The 17,376-nt window shown below is 47.3% G+C and carries 15 protein-coding genes and 1 other annotated feature; all 15 genes read right to left on the bottom strand.

Annotation, left to right across the window (positions count from 1 at the left end; translation table 11 throughout):
- Window positions 1–28: 28 nt before the first annotated feature.
- Window positions 29–319 (bottom strand): 50S ribosomal protein L23, encoded by a 291-nt coding sequence (gene rplW / locus J2X61_RS34895; protein ID WP_274473281.1) that lies wholly within the window; start codon window positions 317–319, stop codon window positions 29–31.
- The gene (rplD, locus tag J2X61_RS34890; RefSeq protein ID WP_274473282.1) at window positions 316–942 is read right to left on the bottom strand and encodes a 50S ribosomal protein L4; all 627 of its coding nucleotides are present in this window, start codon (window positions 940–942) and stop codon (window positions 316–318) included. The genes rplW and rplD overlap by 4 nt, the downstream gene beginning before the upstream one ends.
- Window positions 943–959: 17 nt before the next feature.
- The gene (gene rplC / locus J2X61_RS34885) at window positions 960–1,583 is read right to left on the bottom strand and encodes a 50S ribosomal protein L3 (RefSeq protein ID WP_274473283.1); all 624 of its coding nucleotides are present in this window, start codon (window positions 1,581–1,583) and stop codon (window positions 960–962) included.
- Between the two features lie 46 nt (window positions 1,584–1,629).
- Window positions 1,630–1,938, bottom strand: a complete 309-nt coding sequence (gene rpsJ / locus J2X61_RS34880) for a 30S ribosomal protein S10 (protein ID WP_028557496.1) — start codon at window positions 1,936–1,938, stop codon at window positions 1,630–1,632.
- Window positions 1,939–2,177: 239 nt separating this feature from the next.
- Window positions 2,178–3,368, bottom strand: a complete 1,191-nt coding sequence (gene tuf, locus J2X61_RS34875; RefSeq protein ID WP_274473284.1) for an elongation factor Tu — start codon at window positions 3,366–3,368, stop codon at window positions 2,178–2,180.
- Between the two features lie 39 nt (window positions 3,369–3,407).
- Window positions 3,408–5,483 (bottom strand): elongation factor G, encoded by a 2,076-nt coding sequence (gene fusA / locus J2X61_RS34870; protein ID WP_274473285.1) that lies wholly within the window; start codon window positions 5,481–5,483, stop codon window positions 3,408–3,410.
- Between the two features lie 38 nt (window positions 5,484–5,521).
- Complete coding sequence (gene rpsG / locus J2X61_RS34865) at window positions 5,522–5,992, bottom strand: 30S ribosomal protein S7 (protein ID WP_274473286.1); 471 nt, start codon at window positions 5,990–5,992, stop codon at window positions 5,522–5,524.
- A 44-nt stretch (window positions 5,993–6,036) separates the two neighbouring features.
- Window positions 6,037–6,456 (bottom strand): 30S ribosomal protein S12, encoded by a 420-nt coding sequence (rpsL, locus tag J2X61_RS34860; RefSeq protein ID WP_126144104.1) that lies wholly within the window; start codon window positions 6,454–6,456, stop codon window positions 6,037–6,039.
- A gap of 161 nt (window positions 6,457–6,617) precedes the next feature.
- Window positions 6,618–6,869, bottom strand: coding sequence for a ribosomal L7Ae/L30e/S12e/Gadd45 family protein (locus J2X61_RS34855; protein ID WP_274473288.1), 252 nt, complete (start codon window positions 6,867–6,869; stop codon window positions 6,618–6,620).
- 177 nt (window positions 6,870–7,046) lie between these two features.
- Window positions 7,047–10,667, bottom strand: coding sequence for a DNA-directed RNA polymerase subunit beta' (rpoC, locus tag J2X61_RS34850; RefSeq protein ID WP_310195000.1), 3,621 nt, complete (start codon window positions 10,665–10,667; stop codon window positions 7,047–7,049).
- Window positions 10,668–10,735: 68 nt separating this feature from the next.
- Window positions 10,736–14,275 carry a DNA-directed RNA polymerase subunit beta gene (gene rpoB / locus J2X61_RS34845; protein WP_274473289.1) on the bottom strand — a complete coding sequence of 1,180 codons (3,540 nt, stop codon included), beginning with the start codon at window positions 14,273–14,275 and terminating at the stop codon, window positions 10,736–10,738.
- A 376-nt stretch (window positions 14,276–14,651) separates the two neighbouring features.
- A complete protein-coding gene (locus J2X61_RS34840) occupies window positions 14,652–15,248 on the bottom strand; it encodes a class I SAM-dependent methyltransferase (protein WP_274473291.1) in 597 nt (198 codons plus the stop codon).
- A gap of 137 nt (window positions 15,249–15,385) precedes the next feature.
- Entirely contained in the window at window positions 15,386–15,751 is a 366-nt protein-coding gene (gene rplL, locus J2X61_RS34835; RefSeq protein WP_274473292.1) for a 50S ribosomal protein L7/L12, read from the bottom strand.
- A gap of 51 nt (window positions 15,752–15,802) precedes the next feature.
- Window positions 15,803–16,312 (bottom strand): 50S ribosomal protein L10, encoded by a 510-nt coding sequence (rplJ, locus tag J2X61_RS34830; protein ID WP_274473293.1) that lies wholly within the window; start codon window positions 16,310–16,312, stop codon window positions 15,803–15,805.
- Window positions 16,313–16,378: 66 nt separating this feature from the next.
- Window positions 16,379–16,533 (bottom strand) — a sequence feature (ribosomal protein L10 leader region).
- Between the two features lie 54 nt (window positions 16,534–16,587).
- Window positions 16,588–17,280 carry a 50S ribosomal protein L1 gene (rplA, locus tag J2X61_RS34825; protein WP_274473294.1) on the bottom strand — a complete coding sequence of 231 codons (693 nt, stop codon included), beginning with the start codon at window positions 17,278–17,280 and terminating at the stop codon, window positions 16,588–16,590.
- Window positions 17,281–17,376 lie beyond the last annotated feature (96 nt).

Here is a 17,376-nt window from a genome sequence, read left to right as displayed (position 1 = left end):
CGGATTCCCTCCTTACTTCAAGAATGATTTATACCGTTTCAAAGAATTCCAATTCTTTGCTGTCTGCGCTCAGGGACACGATAGCTTTCTTCCAGATGGAAGTGTAGCCTTGGTGACGGCCGTAACGTTTTGGCTTAGCTGGCATTCTAAGTGTGTTTACATTTGTAACTTTCACTTTGAAAATAGCTTCGATGGCTTGTTTGATTTCTGTTTTGTTAGCGCGAAGATCCACTTCGAAAACATACTTTTTGTTAGCCATTAGGTCGCTTGTACGCTCAGTGATGATCGGGCGCTTGATAATGTCGCGTGGATTTTTCATTGTGCAAGCACCTCCTCAACTTTCTGTACAGCATCTTGCGTAATGATCAGTTTGTCATACAGCATGACATCACGAACATTCACGCCATTAGCAGCAACAAATTTCACACCTGGGATGTTACGAGCGGACAAAGCAACGTTGGAGTCGTTCTCTACGCCTACAACCAATACCTTGCGATCAACTTTCAGGTTGTTCAAGATGGCTACGAATTCTTTCGTTTTTGGAGCGTTCAATTGAAGCTGATCCAAAACGATCAAGTTGTTATCCAGAACTTTCGAAGACAAAGCGGATTTGATCGCTAAGCGACGAACTTTTCTAGGTAATTTGAAACCATAGCTGCGAGGAGTTGGTCCGAAAACCGTACCGCCGCCTTTCCATTGTGGAGCGCGGATACTACCTTGACGAGCGCGGCCAGTTCCTTTTTGTTTCCAAGGTTTACGACCACCGCCGCGAACTTCCGAACGACCTTTGGTCTTGTGAGTTCCTTGACGCACAGCTGCTTGTTGCAATAGAACAGCTTCGTGAATCGCGTGAACGTGAGGCTCAATTCCGAAAACAACGTCAGACAGTTCAACTTCTCCTACCTGAGCACCTGTTACATTATATAAAGCTACTTTTGGCATTCTGTCTTCCTCCTTTCTTACTTTTTAACAGCAGACTTAACGCTAACATAGCTGTTTGTAGGACCAGGAATGGAACCTTTTACTAGCAATACGTTACGCTCAGCATCTACTTTAATGATTTGCAGGTTTTGCAAAGTTACTGTTTCATTACCCATTTGTCCTGGCAGGTTTTTACCTTTAGGAACACGGTTTGCTTGAATGGAACCCATGGAACCTGGTCCTCTGTGATAACGGGAGCCGTGAGCCATTGGTCCGCGGGATTGGTTATGTCTTTTGATGTTACCTTGGAACCCTTTACCTTTGGAAGTACCCGTTACATCAACGAATTCGCCCTCTGCGAACAGATCTGCTTTCAGCTCTTGGCCAACTTCGTAGTCACCCAACTGAACACCGCGAATTTCTTTAACGTAGCGCTTAGGCGTTGCCCCTGCTTTTTTGGCATGGCCAAGCTCTGGTTTAATGATTCTGCTTGCTTTCACATCATCAAAACCGATTTGGATCGACTCATATCCGTCGTTATCCACATCTTTCTTCTGAAGAACCACACATGGTCCCGCTTGAATGACAGTTACCGGAACTACGTTACCATCCGGAGTAAACAACTGTGTCATTCCTAGTTTTTTCCCTAAGATACCTTTCATCGTTGACACCTCTTTTCCTTCCTAAACGTTCGATTCTATAATTGTTTTACAGTTTGATCTCGATGTCAACGCCAGACGGCAAGTCTAGACGCATCAAAGCATCAACTGTTTGTGGTGTTGGATTCACAATATCGATAAGACGCTTATGCGTACGCATTTCGAATTGCTCACGCGAATCCTTGTACTTGTGTACCGCACGAAGAATCGTGATGATTTGCTTCTCTGTCGGAAGCGGAATCGGACCGGATACACCTGCACCGGAACGCTTGGCAGTTTCCACGATTTTCTCAGCTGATTGATCAATGATTCTGTGATCATAAGCTTTCAAACGGATACGAATTTTTTGCTTTGCCATATAAGTCCCTCCTTCTATCGCCCAATTTAGTATCGGACATACTCCGCGAAAATTCTCCAACGCCTTCCCCATGGCAAAGGGTCCGGGTGTGTCGGCAACCTTTCACATCATCGCAACGTCACAGACCAACGTTTAATATTATATAAAAAATAAAAATGAAATGCAAGCGAAATTTTAGGCATTTGCATAAAAAAACACTCACCGCGTTGGCGATGAGTGTTTCTTCTATTATAAAGGAATTACTTGGAGATTGTAGCAACCGCGCCCGCACCAACAGTACGTCCGCCTTCACGAATCGCGAAGCGTGTTCCTTCTTCGATCGCGATTGGGGAGATCAGTTGAACGGAAACTGTGATGTTGTCGCCTGGCATAACCATTTCAGTACCTTCTGGCAGGTTGATGATACCTGTTACGTCAGTTGTACGGAAATAGAATTGTGGACGGTAGCCAGTGAAGAAAGGCTTGTGACGGCCACCCTCTTCTTTTGTCAAAACGTAGATTTGTGCGGAAAACTCAGTGTGAGGTTTCACGGAACCTACTTTTGCAAGAACTTGTCCACGCTCGATGTCTTTGCGGTCTACACCACGAAGAAGGGCACCGATGTTGTCTCCAGCTTGAGCGGAGTCAAGCAATTTACGGAACATCTCTACGCCTGTTACAACGCATTTACGAGTTTCTTCCGCGATACCAACGATTTCAACCTCGTCTTGTACTTTAACAGTACCACGCTCTACACGGCCTGTAGCAACTGTACCACGACCTGTGATGGAGAATACGTCCTCGACAGGCATAAGGAAAGGCTTGTCAGTTTGACGCTCAGGAGTTGGGATGTAAGTGTCAACTTGCTCGAACAACTCAACGATTTTGTCAGCCCAAGGACCGTCTGGGTTTTGAAGAGCTTCACGAGCTGCGCCGCGGATGATTGGAGTGTCATCGCCTGGGAACTCATACTCGTTAAGAAGGTCGCGAACTTCCATCTCAACCAGTTCAAGCAACTCTTCGTCTTCAACCATGTCGCATTTGTTCAAGAATACAACGATGTAAGGTACGCCTACTTGGCGGGACAGAAGGATGTGCTCACGAGTTTGTGGCATAGGACCGTCAGCTGCGGAAACAACCAGGATCGCTCCGTCCATTTGAGCAGCACCAGTGATCATGTTTTTAACATAGTCGGCGTGACCTGGGCAGTCAACGTGTGCGTAGTGACGGTTAGGTGTTTCGTACTCAACGTGAGCTGTGGAGATTGTGATACCGCGCTCGCGCTCTTCTGGTGCTTTATCGATTTGGTCGAATGCTACTGCAGCTCCACCGTATCTTTTGGACAATACAGTTGTGATAGCAGCTGTTAGAGTTGTTTTACCATGGTCAACGTGACCGATAGTACCGATGTTAACATGCGGTTTATTACGTTCAAATTTAGCCTTTGCCATTTTAAACGATTCCTCCTTAGAGTGACTATTAGTTTTATATTAAGCGCCTTTGCCTTTTGCAATAATTTCTTCTGCAATGGACTTAGGTACTTCTTCATAATGGGAAAGTTCCATGGAGTACACACCACGGCCTTGAGTTCTCGAACGAAGTGTTGTGGAGTATCCAAACATTTCGGACAAAGGCACCTTAGCACGGATGATTTGCGCACCATGACGGTTATCCATACCTTCGATACGTCCACGACGGGAGTTAAGGTCACCCATAACATCGCCCATGTACTCTTCTGGTACAGTAACTTCAACCTTCATGATTGGCTCAAGAAGAACCGGCTTACATTTGTCTTTGGCAGCTTTAAGCGCCATGGAACCTGCGATTTTGAACGCCATTTCGTTGGAGTCAACATCGTGGTAGGAACCATCGACAACTGTAGCTTTGATGTCTACTAGAGGGAATCCGGCAAGAACCCCGTTCTTCATAGACTCTTCAATACCCGCTTGGATCGGAGCGATGTATTCACGAGGAATCGAACCACCCACGATTTTGCTTTCGAATACAAATCCAGCGCCTGCTTCTTGAGGCTCGAACTCAACCCAACAATGTCCGTATTGACCACGGCCACCGGATTGGCGAACGAATTTACCTTCAACTTTAGCAGCAGCACGGAATGTTTCACGGTAAGCAACTTGCGGTTTACCTACGTTGGTTTCTACTTTGAATTCACGTAGCATACGGTCAACGAGGATCTCAAGGTGAAGCTCACCCATACCTGCGATGATCGTTTGTCCAGTTTCTTCATCCGTAGAAGCACGGAAAGTAGGATCTTCTTCAGATAGTTTTTGCAACGCGATACCCATTTTGTCTTGGTCCGCTTTCGTCTTCGGCTCAACAGCAAGCTGGATAACCGGTTCAGGGAAGTTCATGGACTCAAGGATTACTGGGTTCTTCTCGTCACAAAGTGTATCTCCTGTCGTTGTATCTTTCAGACCAACGGCAGCCGCGATATCACCGGAGTATACGATGCTGATTTCTTGACGGCTGTTCGCATGCATTTGCAGAATACGACCAACGCGCTCACGCTTACCTTTTGTCGCATTAACGACATAGGAACCGGAGTTCAGAACACCAGAGTATACGCGGAAGAATGTTAGGCGACCAACGAAAGGATCCGTCATGATTTTGAACGCAAGCGCCGAGAACGGTTGATCGTCAGCGGACTTACGAGTCACTTCGGTACCATCTTCAAGTACACCTTTGATATCAGGAACGTCAATTGGAGCCGGCAGGTAGTCGATAACCGCATCCAACATCAATTGAACACCTTTGTTACGGTAGGAGGAACCTGCGATAACAGGGAAGATTTTAACCTCTACAACACCCTTACGAAGCGCTGCTTTGATTTCTGCCACTGTCAGTTCTTCGCCTTCGAGATATTTCATTGTAAGCTCTTCATCAAGCTCAGCAACTTTCTCGACAAGCTCCAAACGAAGTTCTGCTACTTTATCTTTGAACTCAGCAGGAATTTCGACTTTCTCGATGTCCTTGCCAAGATCGTCTTTGTACATGTATGCAACTTCTTCAACTAGGTCAATGATACCTTTGAAATCACTCTCAGCACCAATTGGAAGTTGAATAGCGACTGCATTTGCACCAAGCTTATCACGCATGGATTGAACAACTTGCAGGAAGTCTGCACCGATGATATCCATTTTGTTAACATAAGCGATACGTGGGACGTGGTATTTATCAGCTTGTCTCCAAACTGTTTCGGATTGAGGTTCAACGCCCTCTTTCGCGCTAAATACACCTACTGCTCCGTCCAACACGCGTAGGGAACGCTCTACCTCAACGGTAAAGTCAACGTGCCCCGGGGTATCGATAATATTGATGCGGTGACCGTTCCATTGCGCAGTTGTAGCGGCGGAAGTAATCGTGATTCCGCGCTCTTGCTCCTGCTCCATCCAGTCCATCGTAGCCGCACCTTCGTGCACTTCTCCGATTTTGTGAACTTTACCAGTGTAGTACAAGATACGCTCTGTAGTTGTCGTTTTACCAGCATCGATATGAGCCATGATCCCGATATTACGCGTGTTTGCTAAGGAGAACTCTCTAGCCATAGGTCGTTTTTTCTCCTTTCAGTATGTGAATCAAAATTCTACCAACGATAGTGAGCGAACGCTTTGTTTGCTTCAGCCATCTTGTGTGTATCTTCACGTTTCTTAACGGAAGCACCTGTGCTATTGCTAGCATCGATAATTTCGTTTGCCAATCTTTCTTCCATCGTCTTCTCACCGCGAAGACGGGAGTAGTTGACCAACCAACGCAAACCAAGAGTAGTACGACGCTCTGGTTTAACTTCGATCGGCACTTGATAGTTAGCACCACCAACACGGCGAGCTTTAACCTCAAGAACTGGCATGATGTTTTTGATAGCTTGCTCGAACACTTCCATCGGCTCTTTACCTGTGCGATCTTGCACTAGGTTAAAAGCGTTATATAGAATGGACTGTGCCACCCCTCTTTTTCCATCGATCATAATACGATTGATAAGACGAGTAACAAGTTTGCTATTATAAATCGGATCTGGCAATACGTCTCTGCGAGTAACTGGACCTTTACGAGGCATAGTTATCCCCCTTTCTTCTAAGAATCATCCCTGATTGTTGTTGCTTACTTTTTAACTTTCGGACGTTTAGTACCGTATTTGGAACGAGCTTGCTTACGGTTGTTAACACCGGAAGTATCAAGCGCGCCGCGAACGATGTGATAACGTACCCCTGGAAGGTCTTTTACCCGTCCGCCACGGATCATAACAACGCTATGCTCTTGCAGGTTGTGACCGATACCTGGAATATAGGCAGTCACCTCAATACGGTTCGTCAAGCGAACACGAGCATATTTACGAAGTGCAGAGTTCGGCTTCTTAGGAGTCATTGTGCCTACACGCGTGCAAACACCACGTTTTTGAGGAGCGCTCAAATCCGTTGCCTCTCTTTTCAAAGCGTTGAACCCTTTTTGCAAAGCAGGTGATTTGGATTTATCCACCTTAGCTTGGCGACCTTTACGTACTAGTTGGTTAATAGTTGGCATTTCGTTACCTCCTCCCTACAGTCATAACATATTGTGCTTCTTGCAAGCCCACAGATCCAGGCGAGTCATAAATGAGCAAAGAGAAAGTCTTTGCCTAGGGCGCTGCAAAAGTTTCAACAACTTTATGTACACCATCCCACTAACAAAAACATCTTAAGCGTTTATTCATTTACAACAGCTGCTACCGCAGCTCCAACTTCAATACCACACGCTTTACCCAGCATCTTCATAGAATCTACGTAGGTTACAGGTATACTCTTCTGCTCGCAGAGAGCAACCAGCTTTATCGTCAATCGCGGATCTGCATCTTTGGAAACAAACACTTCAACAGCCTTATCTTGCTCGACTATCTTAGTTACTTTCTTCGTCCCTACACTTATATTCTTCGCCTGTTTGACTTTATCATAAGACATAAGGCACCCCCTCTATTGAAAGGAAAGAATATCAACTTAGGCACACTACGATATATTAGCATTTTGGTATTGCCGTGTCAAGGACGATCTTCGAATCACTTTATTAAAAAATTGTAATGCTGCATGTTAAACCGAAAGAGACAGCCATATGGCCGTCCCTCCCGGATTATACAGCTATTATTCAACCGCAACGGTTTCTTTCTCCAAATCCTCATCTTGCACGAGCACTTCGTTCGGATCCGTAATGCGGATGTTCCGGTAACGCGGCATTCCCGTACCTGCAGGAATGAGTTTACCGATAATAACGTTCTCCTTCAGACCTAACAGCTGGTCAACCTTGCCTTTGATCGCTGCATCCGTCAAGACACGCGTTGTCTCTTGGAAAGACGCCGCGGACAAGAAGGAATCCGTCTCCAGAGACGCCTTCGTAATACCAAGCAAGATCGGTCTTGCTACGGCCGGCTCATTACCTGCGAACAACGCAACTTTGTTGGCTGCTTCGTATTCGTGAATATCTACGAAAGAGCCTGGCAACAGCGTTGTATCTCCGGCGTCTACGATGCGGATTTTCCGCAACATTTGACGAACCATAACTTCGATATGCTTATCGTTAATTTCTACCCCTTGGTTACGGTAAACGCGTTGAACCTCTTGCAGAATGTAGTTCTGCACGCCGCGGATACCTTTGATGCGCAGCATTTCTTTCGGATCGATGGATCCGTCCGTCAGCTCATCTCCGGCCTCTACCTGCTGGTTCAAGGATACACGTACACGGGATCCGAATGGAACCGCATAGACCTTGGACTCCGCTTCACCTTGGACTTCGATTTCACGACGGTCCTTCGCTTCACGGATTTCTTTGACGATACCGTCAATTTCGGAAATGATCGCTTGACCTTTCGGATTACGCGCTTCGAAAAGCTCTTGAATACGCGGCAAACCTTGCGTAATATCGTCTCCGGCAACACCACCGGTATGGAACGTACGCATCGTCAACTGAGTTCCCGGCTCACCGATGGATTGGGCGGCAATAATACCTACAGCCTCACCGATCTCAACGAATTGGCCAGTCGCCAAGTTACGACCGTAACATTTCTTACATACGCCGTGGTTCGTACGGCAGCTAAGAACGGAACGAATTTGCAATCTTTCGATGCCGGAATCAATAATCGCGTCCGCGATATCGGATTCGATCAATTCGTTGCGCTGAACGATAACTTCGCCGGTTTGCGGATGACGTACCGTTTCGAACGCATAACGTCCTTCAATACGGTCATACAGGTCTTCAATAACCTCTTTACCGTCTTGAATTTTGCTGACCATGAAGCCTTTGTCCGTACCGCAATCGTCCTCACGAACGATAACGTCTTGGGCAACGTCAACGAGACGACGAGTCAAGTAACCGGAGTCGGCTGTACGAAGCGCCGTATCGGCAAGACCTTTACGCGCACCGTGTGTAGAAATAAAGTACTCCAAGATTGTTAAGCCTTCACGGAAGTTGGATTTAATCGGCAACTCCATAATTTTACCGGATGGATTCGCCATCAAACCACGCATACCGCCAAGCTGAGTAATCTGCGATTTGTTACCCCGTGCTTTGGATTCCACCATCATGGAGATGGAGTTGTATTTATCGAGGGATTTCATCAGGATATCCGTGATTTCATCCTTCGCTTTACTCCAGATCGCAATGACGCGGTCATAACGCTCTTCATCCGTAATCAAACCGCGGCGGTATTGATTCGTGACTACGCGAACTTTCTCTTCGCACTCTTTGAGGATTCCTTCTTTTTCACTAGGAACCACAACGTCGGAGACAGCAACGGTAATACCCGCTCTAGTGGAATACGTGAAGCCGAGCTCTTTGATTTTATCAAGGATCATCGACGTCTGCGTCGTGTGGTATTTGCGGAAGCACTCGGCGATAATCGAACCCAGGTACTCCTTACCTACCGCTTTGTTCTCAGGACGTTCTGCCATAATGGATCTCAGGTCCGCACCTTTGTCGAATACAAAGTGTGAGTCCGGAATACCGTTCAGCAAGTTCGTTTTGGTAGGCTCATTGATGAATGGGAAATCCGCTGGATAGATCTCATTCATAATGATTTTACCAACTGTCGTAATCAGCATTGCATTTTGTTGTTTCTCCGTGAAGCTCGTTTTGTTCAGAGCTCTGGCCGGAATCGCAACACGCGCATGCAGCGCCAATTTGCCCGATTGATAGGAGGAAACAGCCTCATTGACAGTTCTTAGAATTGCGCCTGCACCTTTGGCGTATTTGTTGTCGGTTGTCAAATAGAAGCTTCCCAGAACCATATCCTGTGAAGGTGTAACAACCGGCTTGCCGTCCTTCGGATTCAGAATGTTGCCTGCCGCCAGCATCAGCAAACGAGCTTCAGCTTGAGCTTCGGAAGACAACGGTACGTGCACGGCCATTTGGTCACCGTCGAAGTCAGCGTTGTACGCTGTACATACGAGCGGATGCAGCTTGATGGCGCGGCCTTCCACGAGAATCGGCTCGAACGCCTGAATCCCGAGTCTGTGCAATGTGGGGGCACGGTTCAGCAGAACCGGATGCTCCTTAATGACTTCTTCCAGTACATCCCATACATCCGGACTTACGCGTTCAACTTTACGCTTCGCGCTCTTGATGTTATGAGCCAATCCTTTATTCACAAGCTCTTTCATAACGAAAGGCTTGAACAGTTCAAGTGCCATTTCCTTCGGAAGACCACATTGGTACATCTTCAGGTTCGGTCCTACTACGATAACGGAACGACCGGAGTAGTCAACACGTTTACCGAGCAAGTTTTGACGGAAACGTCCCTGCTTCCCTTTCAGCATATGGCTGAGGGATTTCAGCGGACGGTTACCAGGACCCGTTACCGGACGGCCGCGGCGGCCGTTATCGATCAATGCGTCGACGGCTTCCTGCAGCATACGCTTCTCGTTCTGAACGATGATGTCCGGCGCACCGAGGTCGAGCAATCTTTTGAGACGGTTGTTACGGTTGATCACGCGGCGGTACAAATCGTTCAAGTCGGAAGTCGCGAAGCGGCCCCCGTCAAGCTGTACCATCGGACGAAGCTCCGGCGGGATAACCGGAAGCACGTCGAGAATCATCCAACCCGGCAAGTTCTTGGAGTTACGGAATGCTTCCATAACTTCCAAACGCTTGATCGCACGGTTACGGCGCTGACCTTGCGCCGTTTTGAGTTCTTCCTTCAGCGTATCGACTTCACGCTCGATATCGATATCGATGAGAAGCTTCTTAACAGCTTCCGCACCCATACCGGCTTGGAACGCATAGCCGTACTTCTCGCGGTAGCTGCGGTATTCTTTCTCCGAAAGCAGTTGTTTCTTCTCAAGAGGCGTATCCCCTGGATCCGTTACAACATAGGAAGCGAAGTAGATGATCTCTTCCAAGGATCTTGGAGACATATCCAACGCAAGCCCCATGCGGCTTGGAATCCCTTTGAAGTACCAGATGTGCGATACAGGAGCAGCAAGCTCAATGTGCCCCATACGCTCACGGCGTACTTTCTGGCGGGTTACTTCCACGCCACAGCGGTCACAAACGACGCCCTTGTAACGGACGCGTTTGTATTTACCGCAATGACATTCCCAATCTTTGGTAGGTCCGAAGATCTTTTCACAGAAAAGACCTTCTTTCTCAGGCTTTAAAGTTCTGTAGTTAATGGTTTCCGGCTTTTTTACTTCCCCACGGGACCAAGAGCGAATTTTATCGGGTGACGCCAGACCGATTTTCATAAACTCGAAGTTGTTAACGTCCATCAGGAGCAACCCTCCTTTTAGAATTTATACCACAGTGCAGTGAATCGTTCTCGATCTATTGTGGCGATCTATTATTCGTTGACTCCAAGCTCAGAGCCCTCGAGATTAAGGTTAAGTTTGTCGCTGGTGACTTCGTCGTCATCGTCAGCCTCTTTCATTTCGATCTCCTCTTCGTCGCCGGACAGGATTTTGACATCCATACCCAAACTTTGAAGCTCTTTGATCAAAACTTTGAACGATTCCGGAACGCCCGGTTCTGGAACATTCTCGCCTTTGACGATGGACTCATACGTTTTCACACGGCCCACGACATCATCGGATTTGACAGTGAGGATCTCTTGCAGCGTATAGGCAGCACCGTATGCTTCAAGCGCCCATACCTCCATCTCCCCGAAACGCTGTCCGCCGAACTGCGCCTTACCACCCAGCGGCTGCTGAGTAACAAGTGAGTAAGGACCTGTGGAACGGGCATGGATTTTGTCGTCAACCATGTGCGCCAATTTGATCATGTACATCACGCCGACCGTTACTTCACGCTCAAACGGTTCGCCTGTACGGCCATCGTACAGAATCGTTTTGCCGTTACGCTGCATGCCGGCTTCTTCCATCGCATCGAATACGTCATACTCGCGCGCTCCGTCGAATACCGGCGTAGCTGCATGAATACCCAAGTATTTGGATGCCATACCCAAGTGAACCTCAAGCACCTGCCCGATGTTCATCCGCGATGGAACCCCTAGAGGGTTCAACACGACTTCAACCGGCGTACCGTCCGGAAGGAAAGGCATATCTTCTTCAGGAAGAATACGCGCGACAACCCCTTTGTTTCCGTGACGTCCCGCCATTTTATCGCCTTCGGAAATTTTCCGTTTCTGTGCGATATAAACACGAACCAGTTGATTCACGCCAGGAGGCAGCTCATCGCCGTTCTCACGCGTAAATACTTTCACATCTACGACGATACCGTCCGTACCATGCGGCACGCGAAGCGATGTATCGCGCACTTCACGAGCCTTCTCACCGAAGATCGCGTGCAGCAATCTTTCTTCCGCCGTAAGCTCAGTCACACCTTTTGGCGTTACTTTACCTACGAGAATGTCGCCTGCGCCGATTTCGGCACCGACACGGATAATGCCGCGCTCGTCAAGATTTTTCAGCGCATCTTCCCCGACGTTCGGGATGTCGCGCGTAATTTCTTCAGGTCCAAGCTTCGTATCACGCGCTTCGGACTCGTATTCCTCAATGTGAATCGATGTGTACACATCTTCTTTGACCAGCTTTTGGCTGAGCAGGATCGCATCCTCGTAGTTGTACCCTTCCCAAGTCATGAAGGCTACGACAACGTTGCGCCCAAGCGCCAATTCGCCTTGTTCGGTCGATGGTCCGTCCGCCAGAATGTCGCCGGCTTTAATAAGCTGCCCCTTCTTCACGATCGGACGTTGGTTGATGCAAGTACCTTGGTTGGAACGCATAAACTTGTGAAGCTTATATTTGACGATATTGCCGCTGACCAGCTTACCGTCCACCATTTCCTGGCGGCGCAGCCAAATTTCGTTAGCAGCAGCTTTCTCAATAATTCCATCGAATTTGGAGACAATACATACTCCCGAGTCTTTAGCGACCTTATGCTCCATCCCTGTACCAACGAGAGGGGCTTTAGGGATAAGAAGCGGAACCGCTTGACGCTGCATGTTCGATCCCATCAACGCGCGGTTGGAGTCATCGTTCTCAAGGAACGGAATCAATGCCGTCGCAACGGAAACAACCTGTTTCGGGGAAACGTCCATGTAGTCGACACGCTCAACCGGCAGCGTTAAGTTATCGTCCTTGTAACGAACGATAATCGCTGAATCGACGAACTTGTTGTCCTCGGTCAACTGCGCGTTCGCTTGCGCGATAACGTAGTTATCCTCTTCGTCCGCTGTCAGGTACGCGATTTGGTCTGTAACGACACCTGTCTTAGGGTCTACCCAACGGTATGGAGCCTCGATGAAGCCATACTCATTGATACGGGCAAACGTAGACAAGGAGTTAATCAAACCAATGTTCGGACCCTCCGGAGTCTCAATAGGACACATACGGCCATAGTGAGAGTGATGCACGTCACGAACTTCCATCCCCGCGCGCTCTCTCGTCAAACCGCCCGGTCCAAGTGCGGAGAGACGTCTCTTATGCGTCAGCTCGGCAAGCGGATTCGTTTGGTCCATGAACTGAGAAAGCTGGGAGCTTCCGAAGAACTCTTTGATAGATGCGATAACCGGACGAATGTTGATCAAAGCTTGCGGCGTAATAACGTTCGCATCTTGAATGGACATACGCTCACGTACGACGCGTTCCATACGGGACAAACCTATACGGAATTGGTTTTGCAGCAGCTCGCCTACAGAACGAAGTCTACGGTTACCCAAGTGGTCGATATCATCCGTATTCCCGATGCCGTGCAGCAAGTTAATGAAATAGTTGATGGACGAAATGATATCGGCCGGCGTGATGTTCTTAACGCTCTTGTCAATCGTGCCGTTGGAGATGACTTTCACGACCTTGCCCTCTTCCGTCGGCGAATACACGTTAATGCACTGAACAGGGATCGTATCCGCGCCAGTTACACCTTTTGGAATAGAGAACTCTTTGTAGCCTGCGCCTTTCTCGATGAAAGGTAGAATCTCATCCAGCACACGGCGATCAAGCAGCTGTCCAGCTTCCGCGATGATCTCGCCCGTCTCGGTATCGACCAAAGTTTCAGCCAAACGCTGATTGAACAATCTATTTTTGATGTGTAATTTCTTGTTGATTTTGTAACGGCCTACGTTAGCCAAATCATAACGCTTCGGATCAAAGAAACGAGCGACGATCAAGCTTCGCGCATTATCCAGCGTAGGCGGCTCACCCGGACGAAGACGTTCGTAAATCTCGATCAACGCTTTCTCCGTAGAGTCCGTGTTATCTTTGTCGAGCGTATTGCGAATATATTCGTTATCGCCGAGCAAATCCAGAATCTCTGCATCCGTCCCAAAGCCTAGGGAACGCAGCAATACCGTTACCGGGATTTTACGTGTGCGATCGATACGAACGTAAATAATATCCTTCGCGTCCGTCTCAAGCTCCAACCACGCACCGCGGTTCGGAATGACCGTTGCGGTGTAAGTTTTTTTGCCGTTTTTATCCACTTTCGTGCTATAATAAACGCTAGGGGAACGAACGAGCTGGGAGACGATTACACGCTCCGCACCGTTAATAATGAACGTCCCCGTGTCGGTCATGATAGGGAAATCCCCCATGAACACTTCTTGTTCCTTGACCTCACCGGTTTCCTTATTAATCAAACGGACTTTGACTCTTAACGGAGCCGCGTAAGTTACGTCGCGTTCCTTGGATTCATCAACCGAATACTTAGGATCGCCTAAGCTATAGTCAATAAACTCCAGTACCAGGTTACCTGTAAAATCCTGAATCGGGGAGATATCTTGAAACATCTCGCGTAATCCCTCTTCCAAAAACCACTCATACGATTTTTGCTGGATTTCAATCAGGTTTGGAATGCCCAGCACCTCATTAATTCGTGCATAAGTCCTGCGTTTACGTCGTCCAAATTGAACAAGATGTCCCGCCAACTTTCATTCACCCCTCAACTCTACTCAATAAATAAAAAGAAGAAGAAAAACCTCGACCGACGTACACTCAGGACGCCTCCGTATTGGAGCCCGTCCGAATCGAGTGACTATATGGATGAAGATTTTTCCCTGTAATCAGTAATACTTCCAAATATTTCTTCCCATCCTGTTAGAATTTCCTAAAATTCAAACATTATACGTTACAAGTTCAAATTTTATTCATTCTGGAGGAAAAAAAGACTTGACATTTTTGTTAACTAAAGACATGTGTCCCATCTTAATACTGACATTTTTTAATAATACCACATGTGAAAAGTCAAGTCAAATAAATTTCCACGACTGTCCGTTACATGGCTCGCCTTCAGGAGACAAAACTTCACTTCGTAGCTTTAAGAATCTTGTAACCTTTATCCTTGGAAACTTCGAGGACCTCGCTATAGATCGACTCCAGCTTCTTCATCGCCGAAGGCGCTCCCTGCTTCTTCTGAATGACGACCCAGATCGAGCCGCCTTCCACTAGACAATCGTAAGCATCCGTGAATATACGATGTACGACTTCCTTACCGGCACGGATCGGCGGATTCGTCAACACAGCGTCGAAGCGCTGGTCCTTCACCTGCTCCAGGAGATCGCTCTGCAGAATCGACACATTGGAGATGCCGTTGCGCCGCGCGTTTTCCGCGCTGAGCTCAACAGCCCGTTCATTAATGTCGACCATTGTCACATGCCCCTTCGGACATATCGCCGCAGCACTTAAACCAATCGGCCCGTACCCGCACCCGACATCCAGCACCCGGGCATCTTCCTTCAGCTGCATCGTTTCGATCAGAAGCTTGCTGCCATAATCCACGCCTTTTTTGGAGAAAACGCCGGCATCCGTCAGGAATGTATACGTCTTGCCACGCAGTACTTCTTGGGCTGCCTGAATATCGCGCTTCGCCGTTGGACGCTGCGTATAATAATGCTCTGACACGCTAAGATTCCCTCCTCTTTTTTTACCTATAGGAAAATCTATAACTCAAGAGCGTTCCTAAGGCTTTCCTAAGGGCAAAAACTTAGGTTAAAAAAACCTCTTGAAGGCAAGCTTCAAGAGGTTTCCTACAGAAGAAATTACTTAACTTCAACAGTTGCGCCAGCTTCAGTAAGCTTAGCTTTAACAGCTTCTGCTTCTTCGGAGCTAACTTTTTCTTTGATTGGTTTTGGAGCGCCGTCAACCAAGTCTTTCGCTTCTTTCAGGCCAAGACCTGTGATTTCGCGAACTACTTTGATTACGTTGATTTTGGAAGCACCAGCGTTAGTCAAGATAACATCAAACTCAGTTTGAGCTTCTTCAACTGCTGCTGCTGCGCCACCGCCAACTGCTACTGGAGCAGCTGCTGTTACGCCAAACTCTTCTTCAATTGCTTTAACCAGGTCGTTCAATTCCAAGATTGTCATGCCTTTGATTGCTTCTAGGATCGTTGCATTTGTGCTCATGGTTAAACCTCCGTTATCATTAATAAATTTAGTTGTTTTTGTAAAACAAAATTAAGCTTGACCTTCAGCTTCTTTTTTCTCAGCAACTGCTTTAACAGCAAGTGCAAAGTTACGAACAGGAGCTTGAAGAACGCTAAGCAACATGGAGAGAAGACCATCTCTGGATGGAAGCTCAGCAAGTGCCTTGATTTGATCGTATCCAACTACGCGGCCTTCGACCACGCCAGCTTTCACGCTCAACTGATCATTCTTTTTAGCAAATTCAGTCAAGATTTTCGCAGGAGAGATCAAGTCGTCTTTGCTGAAAGCAATAGCTGTAGGACCAGTTAAGTACTCATCCAATTCAGTCAGCTCAGCTTGAGCAGTAGCGCGTCTTGCCAAGGAGTTCTTAAGAACTGTAAATTCGATGCCAGCTTCACGTAAGCTCTTACGCAGCTGAGTTACTTGAGCTACGTTCAAACCACGGTAATCTGCTACGATTGTACAAGTGCTAGCTTTAAACTTCTCAGTTACTTCAGCTACCGCTTGTTGTTTCTCTGCAAGGATTTTCGCGTTTGCCATAGTACACCTCACTTCTTATGCATTTATGTTTCAAGTTCGCAAACAGTAGGAGCATCAGCATTCCTTATATACAATAAGAAATGCCTTCGTAGACGCTACGAAGGCATGATTTGTTCACTTTTTCCCTGACGTTTCAAAGAAATCGCTATATATATCATAACACCTCGGTAGGAAATTAAGCTCGTGGCACCTACTGTCTACGGTTTGCATATTCATTTTTAGGACCTTTGATAGAGTATCACGACCAGTAACCGAAGTCAACTGGAAGCTATTACTTATCTGAAGGAGTTTACGTTCACGCGAACACTTGGTCCCATTGTCGAGGATACAGCAATGTTTTTCAGGTATACACCTTTAGCAGCTGCCGGTTTCGCTCTAACAAGCGCATCAACCAATGCTTTGAAGTTCTCGTTCAACTTGTCAGCATCGAAAGATACTTTACCAAGTGGAGCATGGATTTGACCTGCTTTATCAAGACGGTACTCGATTTTACCAGCTTTGATCTCCTGAACAGCTTTGGTAACGTCGAAAGTAACTGTTCCTGCTTTAGGGTTTGGCATCAAACCTTTACCCCCGAGGATACGACCCAGTTTACCAACTTCGCTCATCATGTCTGGAGTAGCTACGCAAACGTCGAATTCGAACCAACCTTGTTGAATTTTGTTGATCATGTCTGCATCACCAACAAAATCTGCACCAGCCGCTTCAGCTTCTTTCGCTTTCTCGCCTTTGGCAAATACAAGCACGCGTTTTGTTTTACCAGTACCGTGTGGAAGTACAACGACACCACGAACAGCCTGGTCTTGTTTTCTTGGGTCTACACCCAGACGAACTGCAACATCTACAGTTTCATCGAATTTAGCAGGAGCTGTCTTCTTAACAAGCTCGATTGCTTCTGACGGATCGTACAAGGTTTCAGCGTTAACAAGCTGAGCTACCTCGCGGTATTTTTTACCGTGTTTAGGCATAATCTATAATCCTCCTTAGTGGTATTAGCGGATAATCCTCCCACCGAGCGACCTTGAAGTTTTCGCGGAAAACCTCTTCATAAGCCCGTGGCTTAA

Origin of the sequence: Bacillus sp. 3255, assembly GCF_031456485.1 — a bacterium.
Taxonomy (GTDB): domain Bacteria; phylum Bacillota; class Bacilli; order Paenibacillales; family NBRC-103111; genus Paenibacillus_E.
The sequence above is the reverse complement of the archived record's forward strand: the minus strand, read 5'-3'. Positions and strand labels throughout refer to the sequence as shown.

What these genes read in the sequence shown, in the direction of transcription:
- fusA (WP_274473285.1), bottom strand. Translation starts at nt 5,483, where the DNA reads ATGGCTAGAGAGTTCTCCTTAGCAAACACGCGTAATATCGGGATCATG.
- rpsL (WP_126144104.1), bottom strand. Translation starts at nt 6,456, where the DNA reads ATGCCAACTATTAACCAACTAGTACGTAAAGGTCGCCAAGCTAAGGTG.
- J2X61_RS34855 (WP_274473288.1), bottom strand. Translation starts at nt 6,869, where the DNA reads ATGTCTTATGATAAAGTCAAACAGGCGAAGAATATAAGTGTAGGGACG.
- tuf (WP_274473284.1), bottom strand. Translation starts at nt 3,368, where the DNA reads ATGGCAAAGGCTAAATTTGAACGTAATAAACCGCATGTTAACATCGGT.
- rplC (WP_274473283.1), bottom strand. Translation starts at nt 1,583, where the DNA reads ATGAAAGGTATCTTAGGGAAAAAACTAGGAATGACACAGTTGTTTACT.
- rplA (WP_274473294.1), bottom strand. Translation starts at nt 17,280, where the DNA reads ATGCCTAAACACGGTAAAAAATACCGCGAGGTAGCTCAGCTTGTTAAC.
- rplD (WP_274473282.1), bottom strand. Translation starts at nt 942, where the DNA reads ATGCCAAAAGTAGCTTTATATAATGTAACAGGTGCTCAGGTAGGAGAA.
- rplW (WP_274473281.1), bottom strand. Translation starts at nt 319, where the DNA reads ATGAAAAATCCACGCGACATTATCAAGCGCCCGATCATCACTGAGCGT.
- rplJ (WP_274473293.1), bottom strand. Translation starts at nt 16,312, where the DNA reads ATGGCAAACGCGAAAATCCTTGCAGAGAAACAACAAGCGGTAGCTGAA.
- rpsG (WP_274473286.1), bottom strand. Translation starts at nt 5,992, where the DNA reads ATGCCTCGTAAAGGTCCAGTTACTCGCAGAGACGTATTGCCAGATCCG.
- rplL (WP_274473292.1), bottom strand. Translation starts at nt 15,751, where the DNA reads ATGAGCACAAATGCAACGATCCTAGAAGCAATCAAAGGCATGACAATC.
- rpsJ (WP_028557496.1), bottom strand. Translation starts at nt 1,938, where the DNA reads ATGGCAAAGCAAAAAATTCGTATCCGTTTGAAAGCTTATGATCACAGA.